General features: G+C 39.0%; 8 protein-coding genes. 7 read left to right on the top strand and 1 reads right to left on the bottom strand.

The window, feature by feature from the left end; genetic code table 11:
* Positions 1 to 58 precede the first annotated feature (58 nt).
* A complete protein-coding gene (locus tag U859_RS0110730; RefSeq protein WP_025143371.1) occupies positions 59 to 1,348 on the bottom strand; it encodes an aminopeptidase P family protein in 1,290 nt (429 codons plus the stop codon).
* A gap of 171 nt (positions 1,349 to 1,519) precedes the next feature.
* Here U859_RS0110730 and U859_RS0110725 point away from each other — a divergent pair, with 171 nt between their 5' ends.
* The 7 genes from U859_RS0110725 (at position 1,520) to U859_RS0110690 (ending at position 12,898) form a co-directional block, all read left to right on the top strand.
* The gene (locus U859_RS0110725; RefSeq protein ID WP_025143370.1) at positions 1,520 to 2,866 is read left to right on the top strand and encodes an OmpA family protein; all 1,347 of its coding nucleotides are present in this window, start codon (positions 1,520 to 1,522) and stop codon (positions 2,864 to 2,866) included.
* Between the two features lie 97 nt (positions 2,867 to 2,963).
* Positions 2,964 to 3,101, top strand: a complete 138-nt coding sequence (locus tag U859_RS32580; RefSeq protein ID WP_316931566.1) for a DUF6728 family protein — start codon at positions 2,964 to 2,966, stop codon at positions 3,099 to 3,101.
* Positions 3,102 to 3,112: 11 nt separating this feature from the next.
* Positions 3,113 to 3,493, top strand: coding sequence for a RidA family protein (locus U859_RS0110715; RefSeq protein ID WP_025143369.1), 381 nt, complete (start codon positions 3,113 to 3,115; stop codon positions 3,491 to 3,493).
* A 220-nt stretch (positions 3,494 to 3,713) separates the two neighbouring features.
* Positions 3,714 to 5,819: an ATP-dependent DNA helicase RecG gene (gene recG, locus U859_RS0110705; protein WP_025143368.1), complete on the top strand. Its 2,106-nt coding sequence runs from the start codon at positions 3,714 to 3,716 to the stop codon at positions 5,817 to 5,819.
* A gap of 447 nt (positions 5,820 to 6,266) precedes the next feature.
* Positions 6,267 to 9,539: a SusC/RagA family TonB-linked outer membrane protein gene (locus U859_RS0110700; RefSeq protein ID WP_084153053.1), complete on the top strand. Its 3,273-nt coding sequence runs from the start codon at positions 6,267 to 6,269 to the stop codon at positions 9,537 to 9,539.
* A 33-nt stretch (positions 9,540 to 9,572) separates the two neighbouring features.
* Positions 9,573 to 11,447, top strand: coding sequence for a RagB/SusD family nutrient uptake outer membrane protein (locus U859_RS0110695; RefSeq protein ID WP_025143366.1), 1,875 nt, complete (start codon positions 9,573 to 9,575; stop codon positions 11,445 to 11,447).
* A gap of 164 nt (positions 11,448 to 11,611) precedes the next feature.
* Positions 11,612 to 12,898, top strand: a complete 1,287-nt coding sequence (locus tag U859_RS0110690; protein WP_025143365.1) for an MFS transporter — start codon at positions 11,612 to 11,614, stop codon at positions 12,896 to 12,898.
* Positions 12,899 to 13,332: the final 434 nt, after the last annotated feature.

The following is a 13,332-nucleotide window of genomic DNA, read 5'->3' as shown; positions in this document are numbered from 1 at the left end:
CGGTTAATTGTTTAAATCGGTTAACCGATAACTAATAACTGAAAATTGCCAATTGGAACTAACTATTCATAATTTCCTCAATTTCTTCTGCCTCTAACGGAATATCGGCCATTAAATCTACATTTCCATTTGTAGTAATGAGGATATTGTTTTCTAAACGTATGCCCAAACCTTCTTCCGGGATGTAAATACCTGGTTCAACAGTTAAAATGTTGCCAACTGCAAATGGAGTGTATCTCCCGGCAAAATCGTGTACATCGATACCCAAATGATGAGAAGTACCATGCATGAAATATTTTTTATAAGCCGGGTAAGCAGGACTTTGTTTTTTCACATCTTCTAAAGAAATCAAACCAAGGTTAACCAGTTGTTCGGTCATAATTTCCCCAACCTGTTCGTGGTAATTATTCCACACTGTTCCTTCGCCAATTAACTTAACAGATTGTTTCATTACATGTAAAACAGCGTTATACACTTCTTTTTGCCTTTTAGTAAAGCGGCCACTTACAGGTATTGAGCGACTCATGTCGGCATTGTAATTGGCATATTCCGCACCGAAATCGAACAGGATCACATCCCCTTCCTTACACTGCTGGTTATTATCATTGTAGTGGAGAATGTTGGCATTGTGGCCGGAAGCAATAATTGGCGTATAGGCATGGCCCGTGCCGCCTTGACGGATAAATTCGTGAATGATCTCTGCTTCAATCTCATATTCCTTTACGCCGGGTTTGGTAAATTTTAACACCCTTATAAAGGCATCCCTAGTTATTGAACAGGCTTGTTTTGTCAATTCAATTTCGATATCTGATTTAACGGCGCGTAAACCGCGCATAATCGGAGCAGAACGCTCGTAATGATGTAAGGGATATTTTACTCTCATTTTCTCAATGAAACGGACATCACGATAAGGAACCTCGTGCGCATACCTGTCGTTTTCATTTGTGTTTAGGTAAATATGCTCGGCATAGTTAACAATGCTATGTAATATGTTGTCAAAATCTTCCAGCCAATATATGGTCTCAATACCCGAAGCTGCCTTTGCCTGTTCCTTGGTATACTTATAGCCCTCCCAAACCTTGATATAATCGTTTGTCTGTCTTAAAAACAGGACTTCTCTGTACAAAGGATTAGGACAATCAGGATATAGGAGCAATATTGTTTGTTCCTGATCAATTCCTGATAAATAAAATAAATCAGGATTTTGCTTAAAAACAAAGCTTTGATCGCCACTTCTAGGAAATTCATCACTTGAATTGAAGATAGCTAATGAGTTGTTTTTTAGTTGTTTAGTGAAATTTTTTCTATTCAGCGTAAATAATGACGAATCGATAGTAGGATATTTCATGAAAATGGTATTTTTATATGGAAATGGCCAAATGTAATAAAATGATTATTTACTGTGAAGTTTGGAACGGAGTTTGTATAAAAGTTTGAAAATTTAAAATTTTGTTTAATTTTGCGATTACTAAAAAATTAATCAATTAAATTGTTTAACCCTTAAAAAAGAAAAAAGATTATGAATTATTCTACTTTAAAGAAAAGTGTTGCGCTTTCTTTAGTGGCATTAACAGGAGTTGCTTCTCTTGCTGTCGCTCAGGATGCTCCTGCAACCTCTTCTGCTGTCAAGGTATTTGGCGGTAGAGGACAGTACAGAACTTGGTCTATCGGTGTACACGGTGGTGTTTTAATGCCAGTTGTTGCTATCGGTGGTACTAACGACTTCAACAAATGGGATGCTAACTTAGGTTACGGTTTAAACATCCGTAAACAATTAGGTCACTCTTTTGGTTTAGAATTAAACGGAACACGTGGTAAACTTTCTGGTACTAACGAAGGTATCACTAATCCTGCTACAAGAGAATTCGAAACTCAATTACAATATGCTGTAGATTTACGTGGTGTTGTTAACTTAGGTTCTATCGATTTCTTACGTCGTGAGAACTCAGTAGGTTTCTTCTTAACTGCTGGTGCTGGTTATATGGCTTATGCTCCAAAAGTTACTTTAGGTAATGGAACTGTTATTGACTGGAAAGGTAGTGCTGTTGGTCCTGCTGATGACAAACATGATGCTAAAGATTACGTAAAAGGTTTCTACATTCCAGTTGGTGCTGGTGTTAAATTCAAAGTTTCTGAGCGTGTTAACTTTAACTTAGGTTACACTATGAACTTTGTTGATGCTGATAACTTAGACGGAGTTTATGCAAAAGGTCAAACTAAAGATAAATTCTCTTACGGTTATGCTGGTTTAGAATTCTCTTTAGGTTCTTCTGCTAAACCAAGTTTAGAGTGGACTAACCCATTAGCTACTATGTACGATGAGTTAAAAGATCCAACTTTACGTCAAGAAGTTGAAGCATTGAAAAACCGTGTTTCTGCTGTTGAGAAATCTGTTGAAGATTTGAAAAAAGATACTGACGGTGACGGTGTTGCTGATCAATTCGATAAATGCCCAGGTACTCCTGCTGGTACTGCTGTTGATGGTTCAGGATGTCCTCTTCCAAAAGCACCAGAGCCTACTGCTGCTACTAGCACTGCAACTGGTTTCGAAAAAATCGCTTTTGATTTCAACTCTTCAGTTTTAAAAACTGAGTCTTACCCTACTTTAGATAAATTATCTTCAGTGTTACGTGAAAACGGTGGTAAAGTAACTGTAAACGGTTACGCTTCAAGCGAAGGTACTGCTGCATATAACTTGAAATTATCTAAAGACAGAGCTAACTCTGTTAAAACTTACTTAGTAAACTCTGGCGTTAACGCTAGTCAAGTTGCTACTAAAGGTAATGGCGAAGCTAATCCAATTGCTTCTAACGATACTGAAGAAGGTCGTATCCAAAACCGTCGTGTTGAAACTGCTAGAAACTAGTATTTCAATATAAGATTTAAAAAAGTCCCGATGAAAATCGGGACTTTTTTTATGCCTTTTAATTTTTGGTGTAAAGCTTTTTAACTAAGTTTGTATTATGTACTTCTTTAGGAAAAAAGATCCCAACAGGCCAAATAATATCAATCTCAGGATTATGCATTTTATAAATGCGCTGGCCATTACTATTTTTCTGGCAGGTATCATCTACAAGCTTATTCAGTGGCTTGCCAAATAACCATCAATCGTATGAAACAAATTATTAATACTACTAATGCTCCAGCTCCAATTGGACCATATAGCCAGGCTGTACAGGCTGGAAACTTTTTATTCGTATCAGGTCAGGTAGCTATCAATCCTGAAAATGGAGAATTAAATATTGGGAATATCGAGGAGGAAACGCATCAGGTAATGCGTAACCTTAAAGCCGTTTTATTAGAAGCTGGCTTAACTTTCGATCATGTGGTTAAATCGACTATCTTTTTAAGTGATATGGGAACTTTTGCGCAGGTAAATGAAATTTACGGTCAGTATTTTACAACTGATTTTCCTGCCCGCGAAACTGTTCAGGTTTCAGTATTACCTAAAAATGTTAATGTAGAAATCTCTGTAATTGCCATTGTAGGATAATTTTGGTAATAAAAAAGGGTAAATAATTTATAGCAGGCATTATTTCTTAGATTATCTAGGGAACAGTGCCTGTTTCTTTTTGCAGCATAAACAATGGTGTTTTCTATATTAAAGAAGGATAAACCTTATCAACCATTCGCCTATTTGCTTTTACTGCTGCCGATCGTTATTTTTAATGCACAGTTGATGAAATTGTTATTTACAAGAAACGATAAATATTTTGTTTAATTCGGTATTAGATACACCTGTTGAGTTTTTAAAAGGCGTTGGCCCAAGTCGTGCCGATGTTTTAAAAAAAGATCTCGGCCTGTTTACTTATCAGGATCTGCTTGCGCATTACCCTTTTAGGTATATCGATCGTACAAAATATTTTAAGATCAATCAAATCAATCCTGATTCGCAGTATATTCAGATTATCGGTCGTGTAATCAGTAAAAAGGTGATCGGTGATAAAAGAGCAAAGCGTATTGTTGCTGTTTTTAAGGATGAAACGGGCGTCATGGAACTGGTATGGTTCCAAAGCCTAAAATGGGTTGATGATAACATTACAGTTGGTACTGCCTATGTAGCTTTTGGAAAACCAAGCATCTTTAACGGAACGTTTAGTATTTCTCATCCCGAAATGGAGTTATATCAGCGTAAACAAGTAGGCAGGGGAAATCTTACGCTTCAGCCAGTTTATAATTCAACAGAAAAGCTTAAAAAGTTTAACCTCGATTCTAAAGGATTACAGCGTTTAATAGCAGGTTTATTGGATCAGGTTATTCCACAGGTTCCTGAAAATTTGCCTCAATATATCATTGATAAGTATCAACTGCCGGATAAAAGAGTGGCATTGTTGAATATTCATTTCCCAAAAAATCAAAAGGATTTAAACGCTGCAGAAAGACGGCTAAAATTTGAAGAGTTATTCTTTATTCAGCTACAGTTATTACACAACAAACACTTACGTCAGTTAAAATTTAAGGGAGTAACCTTTGAAAAAGTTGGCGAAAAAGTAAACCGTTTTTATAAAGAGTTTTTACCTTTCGAATTAACCAATGCCCAGAAACGGGTAGTTAAAGAAATCAGGATTGATACCCAGCGTGGGGTGCAGATGAACCGGCTTGTGCAGGGCGACGTAGGGAGCGGTAAAACTGCCGTAGCACTCATGAGTATGCTTTTGGCAAACGACAACGGCTATCAGGCTTGTATGATGGCTCCGACCGAAATTCTGGCACGCCAGCATTATGCTTCAATCACTGAACTGATCACTGATGATTTGGTTAAGGTGGCCATTTTAACTGGTAATACTAAAAAGAAAGATCGTACCATTTTACACGAACAATTGGAAAGTGGCGAAATTGATATCTTAATAGGTACCCATGCCTTAATTGAAGATAAGGTTCAGTTCAAGAACCTTGGTTTGGTGGTAATTGATGAGCAGCATCGTTTTGGGGTAGAACAGCGTGCAAAACTTTGGCGGAAGAACGTCATTCCGCCACATATTCTGGTAATGACTGCTACACCGATTCCACGTACCCTGGCGATGACTTTATATGGAGATCTGGATGTTTCTATCATTGATGAACTCCCTGCCGGAAGAAAACCGATAGAAACCAAACACCTTTTCGAAGGTCAACGCCTGAGGATGTTCGGTTTTATGAAACAGGAGATTGCCAAGGGCAGGCAGGTGTATATTGTTTATCCATTGATCAAAGAAAGCGAAAAGCTTGATCTTTTACATCTCGAAGCGGGGATTGAGCAATTGAGTTACCAGTTTCCGCGGCCGGATTACCAGATGAGCATAGTACACGGACAGATGCCAAATGCCGACAAGCAGTTCGAAATGCAGCAATTTATTGATGGCAAGAGCCAGATAATGGTGGCTACAACTGTAATTGAAGTAGGGGTAAATGTCCCAAATGCTTCTGTAATGGTGATTGAGAATTCGGAACGGTTCGGACTGTCGCAGCTTCACCAGCTGCGTGGCAGGGTTGGCCGTGGAGCCGAACAATCTTTTTGTATTCTAATGAGTGGTAACAAACTGAGTAAAGAAGGTAAAATCCGTCTGGAAACCATGGTGAGAACCAATAACGGTTTTGAAATATCTGAAATTGATCTTCAGCTTCGGGGCCCTGGTGATATTACAGGCACGCAACAAAGCGGAGTTTTGGATCTGAAACTTGCCGATCTGGCAAAAGATCAGATCATTTTATCAGAGGCTCGCAATACGGTTATCGAACTCTTCTCAGAAGACCCTCAGTTAGAAAAACCCGAAAATGCGGTCTTAAAAGCCTACCTGAAAAAGTTAGAAAGAGGAATTTCTTTTGATAAAATCAGTTAATCCAATAACCCGTTCCGGGTTTGTTTCAATTTGACAATAAAATTTACGGACGTATTATTTGTACTACTGTATGTGATATGCGAATGTTTTTTTGAGCTGCTTAGGGCTCAAAAATTATTATTTTATATTTTTTTTTAAATTCCTAATATTCCTATATTGCGTCTAACCAAATATAAACTGTTGAGATGACATTTATTAAACTGGGTATGTACACTCAGTAATTTTTAGTCCTAACATAGTTTGTTTATCAGATAAGAGGGTTCATGATGGTTAACAATGATTTATTGTCTTAATCTGTAAGAAATGAATAATTTCTTGAGGGTAGCAGGATGTAGATAATTATTTCAATAGATCAGATTTTAATAATGCAAGTGATGAGGGCTTATGCTTACTCATGAGTATTAAATAGTATTACAATCAATATCTAACCAAAATAAATTGAAAACTATGAAAAAAAATCTATTGAGGACTTTTGCCAAAAGTAGCATGTTTCTTGTTTGTGGTAGTTGTCTCGTTTTTTCATCATCTGCCAGCACAACGCCTAGCAAATTACTGCACAAAAAAGAACCCTTTGATTTTTACAAACCTCCCCTCCAGGATATTATCGTAAAGGGAAAGGTTACAGATGCCAAAGGGCCGATACCAGGCGTCAGTGTTAAATTAAAGGGCGGTACCACAACTACGGTAACCGATGGCTCTGGAAATTTTAGCATCAAAGTACCTGAAGATGCAACTCTGGTGTTTACCTACGTGGGTTATGTAGATCAGGAGATACAGGTAAAAAATCAAACAAGTATTAATGTCCGCTTGACGGAAACTAATCAAAACCTTTCGGAAGTTGTGGTAGTGGGTTATGGTACCCAGAAGAAAGCCGTTGTATCAGGTGCTGTTGCTTCAGTTAAAGGTACAGAACTGGCTAAATCTTCATCCGTAAACTTAACCAACTCTTTAGCAGGTCGTTTACCAGGTGTAACGGCATTACAGAGCAGTGGAGAACCGGGTTACGATGGGTCTACCATCAGGATCCGTGGTACAAATTCACTTGGAAACAACAATGCCTTAATTGTAATTGATGGAATTCCTAACCGTGCGGGCGGTATCGAAAGGTTAAATCCTAACGATATTGAAAGTGTATCGGTTTTAAAGGATGCTTCTGCGGCTATTTATGGTTCGCAGGCAGCCAACGGGGTAATTTTGATTACCACTAAATTAGGTAAATCTGGTAAGCCACAATTTTCTTACGATTTTAGCTACGGTTTGCAACAACCCACGCGGATACCTAAAATGGCCAATTCGGTACAATATGCAGAGATTTTGAATGAGCTGAATATCTTTGGTTCAGATCTTAATCCAAACGAATGGTCGGCCGCCTGGAACAACTTTAAGACAACCGGTTCTTATCTTTCAACAAGTGGAAAAACGATTAATGCGGCCTATAAGCCAGATGAAATTAGAAAATTCGGCGATGGGTCAGATCCTTTACGATATCCTAATACAGACTGGTTTAAAACCACTTTCCAAAATTGGTCGCCTCAGCAAAGGCATAATGTTCAGATTAACGGGGGTAGCGAAAACGTAAAATACCTGGTTTCTCTAGGCTACCTGGATCAGGATGGCTATTATAAAAATTCTGCCACAGGATATAAGCAATATGATATGCGTTTTAACCTCGAAGCAAAATTGAGTAAATACATCACCACAACTTTAGGAGTAACTGCAAGAGAAGAAGATCGTAATTTTCCAACCGTTGGAGCTGGTGATATTTTCAGGTTTTTAATGAGGGGAAGACCTACTGAAATTGCAATTTGGCCAAATGGTCAGCCGGGAAGGGATATTGAATATGGTTATAACCCGGTGGTATCTACTACAGATTTAACCGGGTACAATAAAGATATCAGAGATTACTTTCAAACCACGGGTAAAGTAGAAATCAAAATTCCTGGTGTTGAAGGATTAAAAGTAACCGGAACTGCTGCGATAGATAAATATTCAGGCAGACAGAAAAACTGGCAATTACCCTGGACACTTTATGATTGGGACAAGAAAACTTTTCAGGCTGATGGCGTAACACCAGTATTAACAGGAACAGTAAGGTCGCAATATACCGATCCAAGGCTTAGGGAGACGGCTGGTGGACAATTGGCTATCAACTTAACCGGAATGATTAATTACGATAAAAAAATCGGCGATCATACCATTGGTTTAATGGCTGGTGTTACCCGTGAAAAAGTAACCAACGATGGTTTTACTGCTTTTAGGAGATATTTTCTTTCCTCAGCGATTGAGCAGTTGTTAGCTGGAGATGAGAAAGAGCAATCTTTAGGAAATAATCCGGGCGATCCTAACAATTTGTTTAACAGGGCCCGCTTAAGCTATTTTGGAAGAGCAGGCTATAACTATAAAGAAAAATACCTTGCCGAATTTTTATGGCGGGTAGATGGTTCATACATTTTCCCAACAGCCAGACGTTTTGGTTTCTTCCCAGGTGTATCAGTAGGTTGGCGCTTATCAGAAGAACAGTTCTTCAAAGACAATGTTAAGTTCGTTGACAATTTAAAATTAAGGGCATCGTATGGTCAAATGGGTGCTGAAGCCTATTTCGGAGATGCGCTGCAAGAATATCAGTACCTGAGTTTAATGAATTTTGGTACTTATGTTTTTAATGATTTGATCACTAAATCGTTAACTGAAGGTAAGGTTCCTAATTTAGATTTCGGATGGGAAGTAGCCAACAATATGAACATAGGTTTAGATGCATCCTTTCTAAAAAACAGACTATCACTTGAGTTAGATTATTTTTATAACAAGAGAACAAACATCCTGATCAGCAGAGGAAGTTCGGTGCCTGAAAGTTCGGGTATAGTAGACCGCTTACCGCCAGTTAACTTAGGGAAGGTAAACAATAAAGGTTTCGAGTTTAAATTAAGCTATAACGACAGGGTTGGTGATTTAAATTATGGTGTGAGTGTAAACGGTGGGTATGCAAAAAATAAAATTGTTTTTTGGGATGAAACCCCTGGTGCTCCGGAGTGGCAGCGCTCAACCGGTCGGGTAACCAATTCCTGGTTAGTGTACGATTATGATGGTGTTTTTAAAGATCAGGCAGAAGTTAATGCCAATACGCTTAATTACAGCGCACTTACCAGCAATTTACGCCCTGGTGATATGAAGTTTAAGGACATTAACGGTGATGGCAAAATCAACGCCGATGATAAAATCCGTCTGGATAAAAACGGCACCCCGACCTTTACCGGAGGTTTTAACTTAAATCTACAATATAAGGGGTTCGATTTATCTGTATTGATTCAGGGCGCAACCGGTGGTATGCAGATTGTTGGTTTAACTGAATCGGGCGATATCGGTAATTTCTTAGAATGGTCATACCTAAACCGCTGGAGTATCGATAACCCAAGTTCGGTAAATCCGCGTTTATCAAACCGTGGAGCTACTTATTACACCGATAGCAATAATGCACTAAACAATACTTATTGGTTACGGAGCAATAACTATATCAGACTTAAAAACGTAGAATTAGGATATACATTACCGACTACTTTAGTCGAAAAAGTTGGCTTGAACAATGTTAGGGTTTATGCAAACGGATTGAACCTGGCTACCCTTGATAAAATCAAAATTTGGGATCCCGAATCAACCAATTCAAGTGGTCAGTATTACCCACAGGCCAGGGTAATTAATTTTGGTATTAAAGCCGCGTTTTAAATGTATAGCTATTTATCAATTACAATCAAGAATATGAAAGCAATAAATAAAAATATAAAGCTCTATATATTAGTTTCGATTACTTTTCTTGCAGTTTCCTGTAAGAAAGATTTTATGGATGTAAATCCGCCTGATAAAATATCTTCGGAATTGGTATGGAAAGACCCTGCACTTGCACAGGCCTTTGTAAACGATATTTACAATGGATTGGGAAATGGCGGGTTTTCGGAACAGATGCTGGCTTCAGTTTCAGACGAAGCCATGTTTACCCACCCAACCCGTGGTATCGATCTGATCAATAATGGAACCATTAATCCTTCTACCCTGGGGTGGATAGATGATACCTGGGCTTACAAACAAATGTATAACCGTATAAGGGCCTGCAACACTACTGTTGAAAGAATTGTAGGTGGCGATAATGGCCTGAGCAGCCAGTCGTTAAAAGATCAGTTATTAGGCGAGGCATATTTCTTACGTGCTTATTTCTATCAGCAATTATTACGTTATTATGGTGCTGTACCTATTATTACCAAAACATACGCGTTAACTGATGATTTTAAAATCAAACGTAATACTTATGAGGAATGCGTAAATTTCATCGTTAAAGATTGCGACGAAGCCAATAGATTGCTAACAGGCAAAACGCTTGATAAAGGACGTACCACTGCATTAGCAGCATTGGCACTTAAATCGAGAGTATTAATTTATGCTGCAAGCGACCTGCATGACAGGGCCAAACTTACTTCGAAAATTACAGGTATTGCTGCGCAAAAGTTAGATTTTTTAAGTTATGCCAGTGGCAGCCAGCCAGACCGTTATCGGTTGGCACAAACTGCTGCTGAAGCTGTTATGGATTTGGGTACAGGTTACAAATTAGATCTTGCTGCTCCGGCTTCTGTTGCCAATGGTCAGTTAAACTATAAAAGTATCGCAATGGGGGGGGCAAGTAAAGCCTCTGGTATAGATGCAACAGCCGCATCAGAATTAATTTTTGCCCGTTATTTTATTATTCAGAGCAACATTAAACATGCACAGCAAAATGGGCCAAATGGTTATCATAACTGGGCGGGTAACACGCCTATCGGTTTATTGGTAGATGACTATGAAATGCAGGATGGGTCTAAATTTAGCTGGGCAAACGCTGCACAAAAGGCAAACCCTTATCAAAGCAGAGACCCGCGTTTTTATGCCACCGTTTTATATGATGGTGCAGGTTGGAAACCACGCGATAAAGCTTCAGGCAATGTTGATCCTGCGAGCCAGATCCAGACCGGTATTTATGATTTAATGGACAATAGTGGCAGAATCGATTTTAAAGGTTTGGATACCCGTGGAAGTTCGATCGAAAACTGGAATGGTAGCTGGACGGGATATTATTACCATAAATTTATCGATCCGGATCCAACCATTATAGATGCTTCTATGTCGCAAAACGTGCCATGGCCTTTCTTTAGGTACACCGAAGCCGTATTTAATTATATTGAAGCGAGTATAGAGTTAGGAGAACTGGGTAATGCTACAACCTGGTTAAACAAAATCCGTTTCAGGGCAGGTATGCCAGCTGTAACCGCAACAGACCAGGCCGGACTTAGAGAAGTTTACCGCCACGAACGCCGTATAGAAATGGCTTACGAAGAGCAGCGTTATCATGATACCCGCAGGTGGTTAATCGCAAATGAAACACTGGGTAGAAAAGTTACTTATATCAAGGTTACTGGTAAATTTAAAGCTGGCAAAACCATGTCGGCCCCTTATCATTACGATCCAACCGTATACGATTATACTTATAGTCCGGTTGAAGAAAATGCGCAAGAGAACAGAAGCTGGGATAATAAACTTTATTTCAGGCCATTTAGCCGCGATGAAGTAAACAAAAATAATTTACTCGAACAAAATCCTGGTTACTAAACTAACCATGCTAGATAACCCGGTGGATCATATGATTCATCGGGTTTTTTGTAGAATAAGGATTGGTCATTTTTACTTTTTAATGGAAAAAGAACTCATCTTAAACGTTTATCCATTCCAATATTTAATTTTCAAAGCTTAGTTTTGCAAATAAACTTTTTTCTGTGGCAGATTCAGACCCCAACCCCGTTATTGTAAAACAAGATCCCTTCGCAGCGTTGCGGTACAAGGAATTCAGATCCTTCCTTGGCATGCGATTCTTTTTTACACTGGCCTACCAAATGCAGGCTGTTGTTATTGGTTATCACATATACGATTTAACACACGATCCGCTAAAATTGGGTTTGGTGGGCTTATGCGAAGCCATTCCTGCTATCGGAATTGCTTTATACGGAGGTTACATTGCCGATAAAAGCGAAAAACGTAGTTTACTGATCAAGATTTTTTCGGGGGTTTGGTTAGCATCTGTTTTAATGCTCATTATTACAAGCAAATATCTTCACCTTAAAGAAGACCTTATTGTACTCATTATGTACGGCCTGGTTTTCTGTATCGGCATTGCCCGGGGCTTTTTTGGACCAGCAACTTTCTCATTAATGGCGAAAATTGTACCCAAAGAACTGTATCCAAATTCGAGTACATGGAACAGCAGTAGCTGGCAATTGGCAACAATTATCGGTCCTGTGGCTGGTGGTTTTGTGAACTGGCTTTGGGGAATTACAGCAGCCTATACTTTTATTGTGGTATTGGTTTCTATTTCCTTGATCTGTATTTTTACACTTAAAAAACATCCGTCTACTTACGTTCCGAAAGAAAATATATTCCACAGTTTAAAGGAAGGTATCCAGTTTGTGTTTAAAACCAAGATGATGGTTTGGGCCATGAGTTTAGATCTTTTTTCTGTGTTTTTTGGTGGAGCAGTAGCACTATTGCCGATGTTTGCGAAAGATGTTTTTCACCTGGGGTCTTATGGCTTAGGCATGATGCGCGGAGCAGCTTCCTTAGGAGCGGTAATTACGATGTTGGCCATGACCCGTTTTTCGCCGATGGGAAAACCATGGCGTAACCTGCTGATTGCTGTAACTGGTTTTGGTTTAAGCATCATCTGTTATGGTTTATCTAAAAACTTCTATTTAACCCTGTTTTTCTTATTCCTTGAAGGATCATTCGATAGCGTGAGCGTAATTATCCGTCAAACCATTATGCAGTTACTTACACCTGATGATATGCGCGGAAGGGTTTCCGCGGTAAATAGTATGTTTATCGGCTCGTCGAATGAAATAGGAGAGTTTGAATCGGGATTATCGGCGAGGCTTTTAACCTTGGTGCCAGCAGTCGTTTTTGGAGGCAGTATGACAATTGCAATTGCAGGGATTACCTGGTTAAAAACGAAATCACTGACCAAATTGAGTTTGCAGGACATTAACGAGCAGACGACAAAGACCGCTTAATACTAAGAGTTGTCAACTCTATAATTCTTTGTGCCTTTTATATAGATAGGAAAGCAATAGTCTGCAAGGCTTTTCGGCAGCCCTGCCTTTCCTCCAATCTTTTTGTCAATGGTAGTGGTACCTGCTGAGTGGCGCCACAAAAAATATTTCCGTACAGTCAGGTTTAATTTAGTAAGGGCTTTGCTGCTATCAACAGTTGCAGGGCGATAGCGTTGTCAACTTTTAATAACCCATTCGCTGGAAAGTTGACAACGCCGCATGCCACCACGCAAAAAGGCCCGTGGAGACACGGACCTTGGTGATGGAATATGATTTTATTGTCCCTTTAAATGCAGAAATCATCATTTAATACCAGATATAAAATCTGTGTTAATCTGCGTGCATCTGTGGCTAAAATTTTTGACCGGTGATATTCAAGCTTCATAATAAAAAAT

It is taken from the genome of Pedobacter jeongneungensis, from assembly GCF_000633455.1.
Taxonomy (GTDB): Bacteria; Bacteroidota; Bacteroidia; order Sphingobacteriales; family Sphingobacteriaceae; genus Pedobacter; species Pedobacter jeongneungensis_A.
Note: the sequence above shows the minus strand (reverse complement) of the source record. Positions and strands in the feature narration are given on the sequence as shown.